The organism is Butyrivibrio sp. Su6 (genome assembly GCF_900108105.1).
GTDB lineage: Bacteria > Bacillota > Clostridia > Lachnospirales > Lachnospiraceae > Butyrivibrio.
This window is the reverse complement of the sequence record NZ_FNUR01000001.1, coordinates 317,669-332,629: the sequence shown is the minus strand read 5'-3', so window position 1 is coordinate 332,629 and position 14,961 is coordinate 317,669. Positions and strand designations below refer to the sequence as shown.

14 protein-coding genes are annotated in these 14,961 nt (G+C 38.4%); 1 reads left to right on the top strand and 13 read right to left on the bottom strand.

Annotated elements, in window-relative coordinates:
* From C4S54_RS01350 to C4S54_RS01305, 10 genes are all read right to left on the bottom strand, one after another.
* On the bottom strand, positions 1-1,062 hold the full coding sequence (locus C4S54_RS01350) for an N-acetylmuramoyl-L-alanine amidase family protein (protein ID WP_103867922.1): 1,062 nt from the start codon (positions 1,060-1,062) through the stop codon (positions 1-3).
* An 84-nt stretch (positions 1,063-1,146) separates the two neighbouring features.
* Complete coding sequence (locus C4S54_RS01345; protein WP_242973713.1) at positions 1,147-1,851, bottom strand: ATPase; 705 nt, start codon at positions 1,849-1,851, stop codon at positions 1,147-1,149.
* 18 nt (positions 1,852-1,869) lie between these two features.
* The gene (gene coaD / locus C4S54_RS01340) at positions 1,870-2,358 is read right to left on the bottom strand and encodes a pantetheine-phosphate adenylyltransferase (RefSeq protein ID WP_103867921.1); all 489 of its coding nucleotides are present in this window, start codon (positions 2,356-2,358) and stop codon (positions 1,870-1,872) included.
* A 2-nt stretch (positions 2,359-2,360) separates the two neighbouring features.
* Complete coding sequence (gene rsmD, locus C4S54_RS01335) at positions 2,361-2,912, bottom strand: 16S rRNA (guanine(966)-N(2))-methyltransferase RsmD (protein WP_103867920.1); 552 nt, start codon at positions 2,910-2,912, stop codon at positions 2,361-2,363.
* Positions 2,909-5,107 (bottom strand): DNA gyrase/topoisomerase IV subunit A, encoded by a 2,199-nt coding sequence (locus C4S54_RS01330; protein ID WP_051142967.1) that lies wholly within the window; start codon positions 5,105-5,107, stop codon positions 2,909-2,911. Before C4S54_RS01330 ends, rsmD begins: the two co-directional genes overlap by 4 nt.
* 59 nt (positions 5,108-5,166) lie before the next feature.
* On the bottom strand, positions 5,167-7,089 hold the full coding sequence (locus tag C4S54_RS01325; RefSeq protein ID WP_103867919.1) for a DNA gyrase/topoisomerase IV subunit B: 1,923 nt from the start codon (positions 7,087-7,089) through the stop codon (positions 5,167-5,169).
* Between the two features lie 46 nt (positions 7,090-7,135).
* Positions 7,136-8,005 (bottom strand): DegV family protein, encoded by an 870-nt coding sequence (locus C4S54_RS01320; protein WP_103867918.1) that lies wholly within the window; start codon positions 8,003-8,005, stop codon positions 7,136-7,138.
* 74 nt (positions 8,006-8,079) lie between these two features.
* Positions 8,080-10,149 carry an ATP-dependent DNA helicase RecG gene (recG, locus tag C4S54_RS01315; RefSeq protein ID WP_103867917.1) on the bottom strand — a complete coding sequence of 690 codons (2,070 nt, stop codon included), beginning with the start codon at positions 10,147-10,149 and terminating at the stop codon, positions 8,080-8,082.
* Between the two features lie 68 nt (positions 10,150-10,217).
* A complete protein-coding gene (locus C4S54_RS01310) occupies positions 10,218-12,005 on the bottom strand; it encodes a DAK2 domain-containing protein (RefSeq protein WP_103867916.1) in 1,788 nt (595 codons plus the stop codon).
* Positions 12,006-12,038: 33 nt separating this feature from the next.
* Complete coding sequence (locus C4S54_RS01305; RefSeq protein ID WP_022773971.1) at positions 12,039-12,401, bottom strand: Asp23/Gls24 family envelope stress response protein; 363 nt, start codon at positions 12,399-12,401, stop codon at positions 12,039-12,041.
* A 208-nt stretch (positions 12,402-12,609) separates the two neighbouring features.
* Here C4S54_RS01305 and rpmB point away from each other — a divergent pair, with 208 nt between their 5' ends.
* Entirely contained in the window at positions 12,610-12,795 is a 186-nt protein-coding gene (rpmB, locus tag C4S54_RS01300) for a 50S ribosomal protein L28 (protein WP_022773970.1), read from the top strand.
* Positions 12,796-12,876: 81 nt separating this feature from the next.
* On the opposite strand, the gene C4S54_RS01295 is transcribed toward rpmB, so the two are convergent.
* From C4S54_RS01295 to C4S54_RS01285, 3 genes are read right to left on the bottom strand one after another with little or no spacing between them, the layout of a single operon-like run.
* Positions 12,877-13,293: a hypothetical protein gene (locus tag C4S54_RS01295; RefSeq protein WP_103867915.1), complete on the bottom strand. Its 417-nt coding sequence runs from the start codon at positions 13,291-13,293 to the stop codon at positions 12,877-12,879.
* An 8-nt stretch (positions 13,294-13,301) separates the two neighbouring features.
* On the bottom strand, positions 13,302-14,060 hold the full coding sequence (locus C4S54_RS01290; protein WP_103867914.1) for an RNA polymerase sigma factor region1.1 domain-containing protein: 759 nt from the start codon (positions 14,058-14,060) through the stop codon (positions 13,302-13,304).
* A 9-nt stretch (positions 14,061-14,069) separates the two neighbouring features.
* Complete coding sequence (locus tag C4S54_RS01285; protein WP_103867913.1) at positions 14,070-14,948, bottom strand: hypothetical protein; 879 nt, start codon at positions 14,946-14,948, stop codon at positions 14,070-14,072.
* Between the last annotated feature and the right edge of the window lie 13 nt (positions 14,949-14,961).

Below are 14,961 nucleotides of genomic sequence, written 5' to 3'. Positions count from 1 at the left end.
TTAATTGGTATACCCTGTAACCAAAACAGGTTCACTTTCCTTGTAAAGTTCATAATTATTATATGCTCTGCAGATAATGGTAGGTGACACAACACCCTTTGGAATATTCACATTAAAGGACTGTGTCTCCTTTGTTCTATCCCACATCTGCAATATTGAGTAAGTTTTACCGCCATCGTAACTATAGGAAAAATATATTACAGGTGACTGGCTGTCCTTTGTACTCATTTCGATAAGAGCATTTCTGCTGTTACTGTCATAAGAAACACAGGAAACCTTGCAGTAATCCGGCTCTGTGAAATCCTGACTTAAACGAGTTTTTGGGATGCTGACAGTTTTGAAACTATAATTGGAATAGTCAGCTCCTGTAGTCTTGGAAGTAAGCTTAAAATACTTAGCCACAGCAGTTGCATCTGTTACTCCAAGTGTCTTTAGGAATCCGGCAGTATTAAGAAATGGCAGATCATAACCGTGATCAAGGTAGGCGTGCTCAATAATTACGCAAGGAATGTCTCTTGCTACGCTCTGCCTTATTATTCCATAATAGTCTTTACCTGTTTTGCCAATTTTTGTCTTTACACCTTTCTGGTAAAGGCCAAGATTTCCGAGTTCATCTGACATTATCTGTCCAAATTCAGCACCTTTTTTATAAAAAGAACCAAAGGCTGATGTCCAGATCTCTGACCCATAAAAATCATGTTCCAAAGAAGCATTGAAATGAATGCTGAACATAAAATCAGCATTTAAATTCTGGGCAGTAACCGCACGGTCCTCAAGGGATATAAAAGTATCAGTAGTTCTTGTTAAGTAGACTGAAACATTGTCATACTTTTCAAGCTCTTCCTTCATTGCATTTGCTACCTGCATTGTCATTTCTTTTTCAGAAAATCCGTTATACTGAGCACCAAGATTTCTTTCTCCGGTTCCGCCATGGCCCGGATCGATCACTATAACAATATTCTTAGTTGCTGAGGCAGCTTCTGCTTTTATAGGCGTAGTTGCCCCTAAAAGCCCCAAAAGAATTACAATAGTTAAAACAAAAGAAATAATGCTTTTTTTCATAAAATCCCCCACATGTATGATGCAATGCAAATTCCTATGATATAAATAAGCTGTCGCAAAAAAGCGGCAGCTTATAATGTTCTATCAGTTAAGCATATCAAGGTTGATTGCTTCAGATGAAGCGGCATCACCAGCTTCACCGGCTACTGCATCCTGAGCTGTATATCCGGCATCTCCGGAAACCTCAGGTTGTTTAAGATCAGCTCTGTTTGATTTTATAACTTCACTGTACTGTGTAAGAGCTGAAAGAATGCTATCATTGCTCTGTGAAACTGATTTAACGATCTCAAGACTATGCTGCTTAACAGCATCTATGATCTCATCATTGTTTTTGCTTGTGGCATCGATCGACTGTGCGATGACATCCTCAACTCCTGCCAAAAGCTGGTCTGTATACTGAACTGCAGCACCCTTCATGTTATTGGCTTCGATCATTGCATTATCAAGGATCTCTTTTGCCTGCATTGCAGCCTGTGATACGACTTCATTGGCCTGGGCGTATGCCTGCTGCATGATCTCATGTTCATTTATAAGCTGATTAGTCTTGATTGTTGCCTGATTTACGATTTCTTCGGCCTTTTTCCTTGCATCATTTAAAATAGCTTCTTTGTTGCTGATGATTTTCTGATACTTTTTGATTTCCTCTGGTGTTTTGCTTCTGAGTTCTCGAAGAAGCTCGTCAATTTCCTCTTTGTTAACAATTATCTTAGTCTGTGATAAAGGCTGAGGTTTACAGTTGTCGATATATGTCTCTATCTCGTCAATCAACTGTTCAATTCTGCTAGTCATTTTTTAATTCCCCCTGACTTATTTTCTGAACCCATACTTTTTATATAATGTGTCAGCGACAAAATCCGGAACACACGGAGTAATATCGCCGTTATAGCTTGCAACTTCTTTTACAACCGAGCTGCTAAGGTAAGAATACTGAAGTGAAGTTGTTAAGAAAACAGTATCAACTTCATTGTGAGACAGTTCCTTATTGGTCTGCGCGATCTGAAGCTCATACTCAAAATCTGTAATGGCTCTAAGACCACGAATAACAATATGAATGTTCTCTTTTTTACAATAGTCTATAAGAAGACCGCTAAAAGACTCAACATATACGTTATTTAGGCCACTTACTGACTCTCTTATCATTTTAACACGTTCATCAAGCGTAAACAATGGAGTTTTAGCGGAATTGCACATGACAGCCACTATAACTTTATCAAACATCTGTGATGCACGCTTTATTATATCTAAATGTCCGTAAGTAACTGGATCGAAACTTCCGGGATATACTGCAACTTTCACAGTTACTCCTTTCTATAAAGAAATACATGTTTATTTGTTTTGTATTCCTTTTCTCTTCTTACTTCAAAGCCATAATCATTTGCAAAAGAGAAATCCATATCGAGAGCACTTTCTACAATGATCATGGTATTTGGAGTTACATAGTCCATATTGGATAACTGAGACAATGTTCTCTCATAAAGGTCCTCATGATAAGGAGGGTCGATAAAGATAATATCAACCTCTTTCTCATGAATATTCCTAAGGCCTAATACTACGTCCTGCTTAAGAACAGTTGAAACATCTTCAAAATGAGTAGTCCTCAAGTTTTCCATGATGCATTTATATGCTGAATTGGCATTTTCAATGAAATAGGCCCTTGTAGCACCTCTTGAGAGGGCTTCAATTCCAATTCCGCCGCTTCCGGAAAAAAGATCAACAAATACAGCGCCAGGAACCTGATTCTGTATCATATTGAAAAGTGTCTCTTTAATTCTGTCCTGTGTAGGCCTTGTGTCATTTCCTTCAGGAGTTATTAATCGTAATCTTCTAGCTGAACCTGCAATTACTCTCATAATCTCACCTTTGTTCCCTTAGTATCTCTGCTCGTAACTTTGAGATGGCCAAGCTGAAGCTCTTTATCGTTATGCTCGATCATCTTTTCTTCCATATCGTTGAGATAATATACATCCCTGATATAATCGTTCTTTCCAAGTCTCATTCCTCTGACACCAACAGCAGCCTTCTTTTTCTCAGGAATCGTTTCAACATAGAAACGCAGGAAATAGCCATCGTTAGATCTAAGGATTACAGTCTTCTGTGTGTGAATGACTTCAACATTTACAACTTCGTCGCCATCCATAAGCTTTGTAGCAGCAACTGTTCTCTTTGATACATCAAATTCACCGCCATCAACTATCTTCATCATAGCCTGTTTTGTAGTAAATACAAGTCTGTAGAGATTAAGCTCAGACTGGCTGGCAGCAAGGACGATAGTCTCCTTGGAAGTGTCAAAATTGCTGACGTTATCAATAGGAATTCCCTTGTCTCTCATTTTACCCTGAGGAAGATCCATCGCCTTTACAGTATGCAGATTTCCTGCATTTGTGAAGAAGCAGACCTTACCAGTGTTTTTCATGATAAATGAGAACTTGAATTCTGCCTGGATTGTCTCTTTATTTTTTTCGTATGTGTTGGCATCTATGGTCTTTGCATATCCGAATCTGTCCATGATAAATGCCACATCTGTTTCTTCTACAGGCTTTTCTTCGTATACAGCGGTTTCTCTGTTATCGATTATTGTCTTTCTTGGAGCCTGGTATTCTTTTTTGATCTTATTAAGGTCATTTTGTATTACAAGAGACATAGACTCATGGCTTTCAAGGATATCTTCATACTTGAAAATGTTGGCCACTGTCTCTTCATGCTCTTTAATAAGTGCATCAAGTTCAAGTCCAATAAGTTTATAAAGTCTCATTTCAAGGATCGCATCAGCCTGTGCTTCAGTAAACATAAGCTGAGAAGCCATTGCTTTAGATTCTCTTGACTTGAAATTGATTCCTTCAGTCTCGCCGTTAACAAGGCAGTTCTTGGCCATGCTTCTATCTTTAGAGCCTCTTAAGATCTCAATAACAAGGTCAATTACATTGCAGGCTTTGATGAGACCTTCCTGAATTTCCTTCTTTTCCTGCTCTTTTTTAAGAAGAGTTGTATATTTTCTGGTTGCTACTTCAAACTGAAAGTCAGCACATGCTCTCATGATTTCCTTAAGAGACATGGTTTCAGGCCTGCCGTTATCAATAGCAAGCATATTTACGCCGAAAGTATCTTCAAGCTTAGTCTTTTTGTAAAGAAGATTTGTAAAGTTCTCTACATCTGTATCTTTTTTAAGCTCAATTACAATTCTGATACCCTCTTTTGAAGACTGGTTAGAAATATCAACAATATCATTTGTGATCTTCTTTTCGGCAAGTTCAGCGACATCTGCCATGAATTTACCGATACCGGCACCGATCATTGTGTAAGGAATCTCTGTAATAACGAGATTTATGTGGCCATTTTTGCCCTTTTCAGTCTCAACCTTACCTCTTATCTTGATCTTACCTGAACCGGTCTCATAGATGTTTCTAAGTTCATCCTTATTGATGACAACGCCACCGGTAGGAAAATCAGGTCCTTTTATATATTTCATGAGATCCTTTGTAGTTAAAGAATCATCCTGAATATAAGCTATTTCAGCATCTATTACTTCTGCAAGGTTATGAGGAGGTGTGCTTGTTGCCATACCTACCGCAATACCTTCAGAACCATTTATAAGAAAATTCGGTATCTTTACAGGAAGAACTGATGGCTCTCTTTCAGTTTCATCAAAGTTTGGTAAAAAATCTACTACATCCTTATCAAGATCCTGAAGAAAGTTTTCCTGAGTAACCTTTGAAAGTCTTGCCTCTGTGTAACGCATTGCAGCTGCGCCATCACCCTCGATGTTACCAAAGTTACCGTGACCATCTACAAGAGGAATCATCTTTTTGAAGTCCTGTGTCATTACGACAAGACAGTCATAAATTGAGCTATCACCGTGAGGATGATATTTACCCATGGTATCGCCGACGATTCTGGCACTTTTTCTGTATGGTCTGTCATATCTTATGCCCAACTCATACATATCGTATAAAGTTCTTCTCTGAACAGGCTTAAGTCCATCCCTTATATCAGGAAGAGCTCTTGCGATTATGACACTCATGGCATAATCTATGAAAGACTTCTGCATAACTTCAGAGTATTCAGTTCTAATAATTCTATCTTCCACTGTTATTCCCCTAACAAACCTTAAATATCTAATTCTGCATCAGTTGCGTGCTGATGTATAAAATCACGTCTTGGAGGTACATCAATACCCATAAGAAGTTCTGTCATCTGAGATGCCATCTTGGCGTCTTCAATCTCAACAAGCTTTAATAATCTCTTTTCAGGATCAAGTGTTGTCTCCCAAAGCTGAGCAGGATCCATCTCACCAAGACCTTTGTATCTCTGGAGTGTAAAAGAGCCCTTATGAGTATTCCTGTATTTGGCAAGAGCACTGTCATCATAGAGATATTCTTCTTTTCCGCGGGCCGGCATAGCCTTATAAAGAGGTGGCATAGCTATATAAACATGTCCCTGGAAAATAAGCTCAGGCATAAATCTATAGAACAATGTCAAAAGAAGTGTTGAAATATGCTCACCATCAACATCAGCATCGGCCATGATAATGATCTTGTCATATCTTAACTTGTTTATATCAAAGTCATTGCCATAGCCCTCAGAAAAGCCACAGCCAAAAGCATTGATCATTGTCTTGATCTCTGCGTTAGCCAAGACCTTATCAATACTTGCTTTTTCAACGTTAAGTATTTTTCCTCGGATAGGAAGTATTGCCTGGAAGTTTCTGTCTCTGGCCATTTTAGCGCTGCCACCGGCAGAATCTCCCTCAACGATGAATATCTCACATTTAGAAGCATCCTTGCTGATACAATTGGCAAGTTTACCATTTGAGTCAAAGGAATACTTCTGCTTTGTAAGCATATTAGTCTTGGCTTTTTCTTCGGTCTTCCTTATTTTGGCAGCTTTCTCGGCACAACCAATGATTGCCTTTAAAGTCTCAAGATTTCTGTCAAAGAACCTTGTAACTTCATCGCCTGTGATCTTGGAAACAATCTTTGCAGCGTCCTGATTATCAAGCTTGGTCTTTGTCTGGCCTTCAAATCTTGGATCTGGATGCTTTATGGAAACAACAGCAGTCATACCGTTTCTTACATCGGTACCTGTAAAGTTGTTGTCCTTATCCTTTAATATGTTGAGCTCTCTGGCATACTGGTTTATGACATTGGTAAACATTGTCTTAAAGCCGGTAAGATGCGTACCGCCTTCAGCGTTATAAATATTATTACAGAATCCAAGAACTTCCTCATGGAATTCATTTACGTACTGGAATGCTACTTCAACCTCAACGCCTTCACTTTCACCGCTAAAAGATATAACGTCATGAACAGCCTCTTTTGACTTGTTCATATCCTTGATAAATCCGGTGATTCCATCCGGCTCATGGAACTCAACATACTCCTCTACACCAGGTCGTTTGTCCTGAAAAACAATTGTAAGAGAAGGATTAAGATAAGCAGTTTCATGAAGTCTGGACTTGATATCATCTTCTTTAAATCTTGTTTTTTCAAAAATTGTGTCATCAGGCAAAAAGTTTATTGTAGTTCCGTTCTCTTTTGTGGTTCCAACAGGAACTAAAAGGCCATTTTCAAGCTTAGTTGTGGGAATACCTCTCTCATAACTGTCTTCATAAATATAGCCGTCTTTTTTTATCCTGACGCTCATCCTTGTTGACAAAGCATTTACAACGGATGAACCAACACCATGAAGACCACCACTGGTCTTATATGCATTATTATCAAATTTACCACCGGCGTGAAGCATAGTAAGAACGACACGCTCAGCAGTGACGCCCTTAGCGTGCATTCCTACAGGAATACCTCTACCGTTATCTTCAATTGTAGCTGAACCATCAGCCTCTAATGTCACATGGATTTTTGTGCAGAAACCTGCAAGATGTTCATCAACAGCGTTATCTACAATTTCATAAACAAGATGATTAAGACCTCTTGTAGAAACACTGCCAATATACATACCAGGACGCTTCCTTACAGCCTCAAGGCCCTCCAAAACAGTAATACTCGAAGCGTCATATTGTTCGTATGCAGCCATTCAAAACCCCTTTTCAAAACTTTTTTCTAAATAATATAAATTCAAATTAAAAATGTAATTTTCTGGTAACAGTTACTGCCAAAGCCCCGGGACCGATGTGGCAGGCAACTGACAAAGAAAGCGGATCCATATGAATATCAAATCCCGGAAACGCCTCTTCTACTTCTTTTTTCCAAGCCGTAGCAGCTTCTAAATCCTTGGTATAAGCACATGCAATATGAAAATCTCTTGCATCCATACCACCGAATCTATTTTCGATATCAGCCTTTATGGCATTTATCATTATGTTCTTACCCTGATTAGTTGTTCGTGCTTTAGCAAATGCGTCAAGCTTTTCACCCTGGATCTGAAGAACTGGCTTTAAACGAAGGAGTGTTCCGAGTGCAGCTGCAGCCGGTGTGATCCTTCCACCTTTTTTAAGATAATAAAGAGTATCAAGCATAATATAGATACTTGACTCAAATTTTGTATCCATAAGCTTTTTGACGATCTCTTCTGCTGATAAACCTGCTTTTACCATTTCAAGTGCATCAAGAGCAGACTGTCTCTGAGTTACAGATATTCTTTGGTTATCTACTACGAAAACCTTGCCCTCATATTCTTCCTGAGCGATCATATATGCGCTCTGGCAGGAACCTGAAAGACCACTGCTCATAGGAATATATATGATCTGGTCATAATCCTTTAAAACCTTATCCCAAAGAGTCATAAGCGAATCAGGAGTCGGCTGGCTTGTTGAAACGGCAGCATCCTCGCCAAGTTTGGTATAAAATTGCTCCTGAGTAAGATTTATATCTTCATAAAAATCTTCATCATTTATCATGAATGGCATAGGAACAACAAAAAGCCCTAATTCCTTGGCCTGACTTTGAGTTACACCACTATTACTATCTGTAATAACTGCAATCTTAGACATAATATAGATATTCTACCGACAAAAAGCCGATAATCCTCCTATTTTCTTACTATTACACTAGAATAATATTACTTTTATAATGTGGCAAAGTCAACCAAATTTGCCGATTTTGTGCTGAGTAATTCTTTTAATACACTATGTTGTGGCAACATAAGATCAGGATCTTTTACCAAAATTCTGTCCGCATCCATGGCTGATTCTTTAACAAGATCACTGTCGTGGTATATATCCCCAACGCGGAAATTAAGGTCGCCACTTTGACGCACACCAAAAAGATCTCCAGGCCCCCTTTGTCTTAAATCCTCCTCCGCTATCTTAAATCCGTCATTGGATTTATTCATGATATCAAGTCTCTCTTTGGCCTCTTTTGACTCGGAAGTATTAAGGAATATGCAATATGACTGAGCATCGCCTCTTCCTACTCTTCCACGAAGCTGATGGAGCTGTGATAGCCCGAAACGTTCAGCATTTTCAATCATCATAACCGTGGCATTAGGAACATTTATGCCAACCTCTATAACAGTTGTGGAAACTAGAACATCGATATCTTTCCTTGCAAAAGCATCCATTATCTTGTCTTTTTCAGCGGGCTTCATTTTGCCGTGGAGCATGTCAATTCTTATATCTGAAGGCAGTGCTGCCCTAAGCTTTTCTGTGTAATCTGTGACATTTTCAACATTATCAAGTTCGCCTTCTTCAATCATGGGACAAATTACATAAGCCTGATGCCCTTCTTCCACCTGACTTTTTATGAATTTATAAGCTGTTGGTCTGTAATCTGTTCCAACAACACAGTTCTTAATAGGCTTTCTTCCACCTGGAAGTTCATTAACTATAGAAATATGCAGATCGCCGTAAAGAATAATTGCAAGTGTTCGGGGAATAGGAGTTGCACTCATTAATAAAACATGCACCTTATCGCCTTTTCCTGCCAAAGATTCTCTCTGACGAACTCCAAATCTGTGCTGTTCATCAGTTACAACCAGGGCAAGATTTTTATAATTCACCTTTTCCTGAATAAGGGCATTTGTTCCGATGATGCAGTTAACTTCGCCCTCACTTATGAGTCTCTGTGCCTCTTTTTTCTCTTTAGCAGAAAGAGCTCCGGTTAAAAGAACTGGTTTTAAAGTCTTTAGGTCATATTTTTTAATAATCTCTTTAAAACTCTCATAATGCTGGGCAGCCAAAACTTCTGTAGGAGCCATTAAAGCTCCCTGATAGCCATTTGCAGCTGTAGTTAAAAGAGCCAGCAAAGAAATAATTGTTTTTCCGGAGCCTACATCGCCCTGAATAAGCCTATTCATAACTGTTTCGCCGGAAAGGTCAGACTTTATATCCTCCCAGGCCTTCATCTGAGCATTTGTAAGTTTATAAGGAAGTCTTTCCAAAAGCCTTTGTGTGTCGGCTACGTCGATCATTGGATATGAATTCTTGATAACTTCCTGAGACTTTTTTAATAGCCTTAACTTGAGCACAAAAAGTAAAAACTCATCATAAGCTAGTCTCCTTCTGGACTTTTCCAGTGCTTTCGCATCAGAAGGAAAATGTATGCCTACTACAGCTTCGCTATAGCTTGTAAGACCATGACTTTTGATTATTTCATCAGGCAGATATTCTTCAAATCTTCCTGCATTTTTAAAAGCCTCATGCATTGCCTTTATCACTATGTTGTTAGAAAGCCCCTTAACAAGAGGATACCTTGGCTGCATCTGACCCATAAGCGCCATATATTCGTCAAGCTTATACATTTTTGGCTGATCCATGGAAAGGAAATTACCTTTTTTCTGAACCATCCCTCTAAAGACATGAGTTGTTCCGGGTTTTAACACGCTTGCAAGGTAAGGAGCGTTAAAATAGGTCATTTTAACTCTTGCAGTCTGGTCAGCAGCCTCAAAAGCAATAATAGAAAGGTTTCTGACTCTTCTTTTAACAATGCTTCCTATAATAGTCAGTTTACATGCGTTTATTTCACCAGGTTTCATATCACAGGCATTTACAATATTTCCATAAATATCATAGGCCCTTGGATAATATCTGATCAGGTCGCCACATGTATGTACACCGCATTTTTCAAAAAGCTTTGCAGTTTTCTCCCCGATACCCTTTAAATTTATAACCTTTTCTTCAAGTTCTCTGCTCCCCAAAACACACCTCGCAATAAAGAAAATTAAAGCCAGGCAAACTAAGGCCTGGCTTATGGTTAATCTATAAATTATTCTGCAGAAACTATGTAGTAATATATTGGCTGTCCGCCATACTGAAGTTCTACATCACACTGTGGATACTTCTCACTGATCTTGTTCTTTAAGTTCTCAGCATCCTTCTCATCAACTTCATCACCATAGTAAACACTGATGAGTTCAAGATCGTCATTCATCATCTTATCGAGCATGTTATATGTTACATCAGCAATTTCAGCTCCTACTGAAAGGATTCCTGAATCACCGATTCCCATGTAATCGCCCTGTTTGATCTGTACATCATCGATAACTGTATCTCTTACAGCATATGTTACTTCACCTGTATTAACAGTAGAAAGAGCATCTGTCATAGCTGCTATGTTATCTTCAAGTGCTACATCAGGTACATAGTTAATGATTGCAGTTACACCCTGAGGAACAGTCTTTGATGGAACAACTACGATCTTCTTACCATCATCTGAATCCTCTGCCATAATAGCTGCCTGATTAGCTGCAAGAATAATATTCTTGTTGTTAGGAAGTACTATTACAGTGTCAGCATTAACCTTTTCAACAGCATCCATAATATCTGCTGTACTTGGATTCATTGTCTGTCCGCCTTCAATGACGTAATCAACTCCAAGTCCTCTGAAGATTTCTGCAAGGCCATCACCGGCACATACTGTAACAAAGCCAACTTCCTTGTGAGGCATCTCAGGAATTTCTTCTTCCTTTGTATCATCAAGTTCAACCTTGTCACCAAGAGGAATATCATCTCCAGGTAAATATGTTGGTGTAAGCTCAGCAGCTCCATTTATCTCAGTCTTTATTTCAGCCCAGGAACCATCATTATTTTCATGGAAGAGTTTCTCTCTGTGTTCCATTCTCATGTTGTCAATCTTCATATTTGAAAGCTGACCATACATAAGAGCTCTCTGAATAGCAAGACCAGGATCATTGGAATGTACGTGAACCTTACATATCTCGTCATCGGCCACCATTACAATGCTGTCACCAATTGATTCAAGGAAAGACTTAAAGTCTATCTCCTGCTTGATATTAAGAGGTTTAGATAAAAGAACAATAAACTCTGTACAATAACCAAATTTAATATCAGCTTCTTCAACTTCCTTGCCAGCCGCACTTTTTTTTGCGCCTGGTGTCATGGCTTCTTCATTTATGGAAAGATCGATCTCTTTTCCAAGATAGCCATCAAGAGCACCCTTAAGAACCTGCATAAGACCCTGTCCGCCAGAGTCTACAACACCAGCCTGCTTAAGTACAGGCAGCATATCAGGTGTTTTGGCAAGTACTTCATCAGCGTACTTAATAACTTCGCTGCAGAAATACTCGATATCATCTGTTCCCTCTACTGCAAGTTCATGAGCCTTTTCAGCTGCACCCTTGGCAACAGTAAGGATTGTTCCTTCCTTAGGCTTCATAACAGCCTTATAAGCAGTCTCAACAGCCTTATCAAAAGCGGCTGAAAGAATCTCTACATTAACTTCATCATGTTCTTTAACAACCTTGGTAAATCCTCTAAGGAGCTGTGAAAGAATAACTCCGGAGTTACCTCTGGCACCACGAAGGGAACCAGATGAAATAGCCTTACAAATGGATGTCATGTCGCTGCTATCGCCAAGACCTGAAACCTCTTTAGCTGCTGACATGATAGTCATTGTCATATTTGTGCCTGTATCTCCATCGGGAACAGGGAATACGTTAAGTTCGTTTATCCATTCCTTTTTTGCCTCAAGATTCTTGGCACCAGCTAAAAACATTTTTGACAACAGCTTAGCGTCAATTACATTATTACTCAAAACTTAATTCCTCCTAGAACTCAATCGAGCCAATTAATCTATAACACGGACGCCTTCGATGTAGATATTAATCTTCTCGATTTCGAGCCCGGTAAATTCCTCTACTTTATATTTAACAGTGTCGATAAGGTTATCAGATACTGCTGAGATACTAACTCCATAAGCTACTATAACATGAAAGTCAAGTTTAAGCTTGTTGTTATCATCAAGTGTAACATTGATGCCTCTTGTCATGGAATCAAGCTTAAGAAGGCTAACAAGGCCATCCTTGACATTTACATTGGCCATTCCAACAATTCCAAAGCATTCCATTGCGACTGCACCAGCATACTGGGCAATTACTTCATTATCAATAGAAATATTTCCCATGTGTGTGTTTACCACAGAAGCTTTCATATAATTCCTCCTTAACAGGCAGTGCTATCACCGCCGTTTTCGCATACCATATAGTATTATAATAGCAGTTTATAAAAAAATAAACCATAAATTTTCTATATTTCTCTTGCAATTAGTTTTCGTTTCTGCTAATATATCAATGTTGCGAAAACATAAGCAATAATATGCTATTTATTTACGATTACATGGCTTATAAGGAGGTGTCAAAATGGCTAAATGTGATATTTGTGGCAAGGGCGTTCATTTCGGTAACAACGTAAGCCATTCTCATAGAAGATCTAACAGAGTTTGGAAGTCAAACGTTCAGCACGTTGCTGTTAAGGTCAACGGTCAGTCAAAGAGAATGCACGTTTGCGCAAGTTGCCTTAGATCTAACAAGGTTGAAAGAGCTTAATTAGTAATAATAAAAACTACCTGGTGACAGGTAGTTTTTTTATTGCATTTTTTACTCTTCTATTTTTATGAATTATATTTTTTATACGGAAAATCCAAAGAGAGCAAGTTTTGATATGATAAGTTCTCTTATAATGATTCCCTTCTCTTCTTTTTCGTCTTTATACATTTTCACGAGCTGTTCTATTGTATAGACTTTTTCTTTAAAACCTTTTCCATGATCTGAAGGATTTTTATATTGTGATGTTCTGATCCTGAGTCTGAGCTGCCTATAGAGCTTATAATCAAAACTATCTTTTTCTATATAGTAGAGATGACTCTCAAGACTTGTATCAAGGTCAACTTCATCTTTAATATATTTTGATATTATGGTCTTGAACTTAAATGGGACCATCTCATTATTTAAGAGCTCATTATAGTTATAACGAGCTCCAAAATAATATCTTTCAATATCCTGCATGTAATACTTGAAATCATCTTCATTTACAATATTCTGCATATACTTAATTACTTCTCTCCGCTGTCAAGATCTTCAATGTTGTCACCGCTAAACTTTATAGCACTCCTAATCTTATCTTCGTCCCAGCCTGTCTCATCCATAAGCTCTTTTACGGTGACTTTACGTCTGAGATCATCTGCAAGTTCTTTTGCCTTGTCTGCAACTTCCTGAACAAGTTTAAGAACCTTCTGGCTTCCTGTATCTTCTGCAAGATTCTCCTGAATAATATTCTCCATGGCATCAAGCATAAGCTTATATAAAAAGCCCTCAACTTCTGATGGCTCGCCCACAGCATCAAGCATTGTAACGCCCTTGGTAAGTGCTACATTTCCTTCGCCTATAAGATCTTCCAAAAAAACTCCCTGTTCGGAATACATTCTTGCAACATCTACTACAAGGGGAAGATACATGGTAATAAGTTTTTCCTGCGCATCCTTTTCCCCTGCCAAAGCAGCAATCGCTATAGCTTCTTTTTCACCATCAGAAAACTCAGGTAGTGCATTTAAACTTTCAATGTAATCATCTAAATAGTTCTTTTCTTCTTCAGAAAGATCCTCGTCTGTAAAAACAGCTTCTTCATCAACACCTATCTTATGGCTTTTCAGGTATTCAAAGACCATTTCAAACTGCTTTTCATCAAGTTCAAGATCAGAAAAAGCTTCTTTAACTTCCTCTGATGTGATTATGTTTTTATTTTCTCTGGCTGTTCTTGTAACATTCTTTAAAATAGCCGCAAATTCTTTTTCTTTGTTTTCTAAATTACCCATGATGCTCCTTTATTTTACGTGCTGATGTGTGAACAAATGATCCTGACAATACTCATAATTGCCATTACATTTGGAACAGAATCTGAATTCCAGATCCGGATACTCAGCTTCTGTACGTCCACAAACTGCACATTTATGTCTTGTTATGCCCTTAGGCATCATCTTTGATGCATTGCGATATTCTCGTCTTCTCTTTACCTCTTTTGGCCTCAAATGACTGATCTTGCCTGTCTGTAAGTAGAAAAGAAGCAAATTGACAAACTGAAATACAATAGCAAAAAATACAAAATAATTGCTATTGGCAACGCCTGTAAATGCATTATATGCAAGCAGCGCTGCATAGAAATAGCCAAGATACTTAACCTTTATAGGAATGATAAACATCAAAAGAACCTGCACATCCGGGAAACACATTGCAAATGCTAAAAATACCATTTCCTGAATATATGAGGTACTGAAATAGATTGAAAAAGCGCTCATGACTGTGCCAAGAGCATCACCATCAATTCCCAAAAAGAACTTGTACACGAGCATAGTTGCAAATGATGCAATGATCATAAGCACAACGCCTCCTAAGATAAAGACATTGTACCTGAATGTTCCCATTGTTCTTTCCATGCTGGTACCAACAAAATAATAAAAGAACAAAGTGATAATGATTAGAATATTAAAAGAACTTGGCGGTATTAAAAGCCATGATACCAGTCTCCAGATCTGGCCATGTAAGATCGCATAAGGATCAAGAGTTAAAAATCCAAGGATATTTACACTTGGCGGAGCAAGCTGTAATACATATCCCAAAACGTAAAGTCCAATGATATACAAAGTCAGGTTTGGAATTGCATATTTTCCAAACTTTCTTTCCATATTGTTCAAAAATTCATTCATAGAAAATCCTCAT

Bases quoted from the DNA above. Each gene is read 5' to 3' on its own strand.
- C4S54_RS01350 (WP_103867922.1), bottom strand. From the start codon at position 1,062: ATGAAAAAAAGCATTATTTCTTTTGTTTTAACTATTGTAATTCTTTTG.
- C4S54_RS01345 (WP_242973713.1), bottom strand. From the start codon at position 1,851: ATGACTAGCAGAATTGAACAGTTGATTGACGAGATAGAGACATATATC.
- rsmD (WP_103867920.1), bottom strand. From the start codon at position 2,912: ATGAGAGTAATTGCAGGTTCAGCTAGAAGATTACGATTAATAACTCCT.
- C4S54_RS01330 (WP_051142967.1), bottom strand. From the start codon at position 5,107: ATGCAGAAGTCTTTCATAGATTATGCCATGAGTGTCATAATCGCAAGA.
- C4S54_RS01325 (WP_103867919.1), bottom strand. From the start codon at position 7,089: ATGGCTGCATACGAACAATATGACGCTTCGAGTATTACTGTTTTGGAG.
- C4S54_RS01320 (WP_103867918.1), bottom strand. From the start codon at position 8,005: ATGTCTAAGATTGCAGTTATTACAGATAGTAATAGTGGTGTAACTCAA.
- C4S54_RS01305 (WP_022773971.1), bottom strand. From the start codon at position 12,401: ATGAAAGCTTCTGTGGTAAACACACACATGGGAAATATTTCTATTGAT.
- rpmB (WP_022773970.1), top strand. From the start codon at position 12,610: ATGGCTAAATGTGATATTTGTGGCAAGGGCGTTCATTTCGGTAACAAC.
- C4S54_RS01295 (WP_103867915.1), bottom strand. From the start codon at position 13,293: ATGCAGAATATTGTAAATGAAGATGATTTCAAGTATTACATGCAGGAT.
- C4S54_RS01290 (WP_103867914.1), bottom strand. From the start codon at position 14,060: ATGGGTAATTTAGAAAACAAAGAAAAAGAATTTGCGGCTATTTTAAAG.
- C4S54_RS01285 (WP_103867913.1), bottom strand. From the start codon at position 14,948: ATGAATGAATTTTTGAACAATATGGAAAGAAAGTTTGGAAAATATGCA.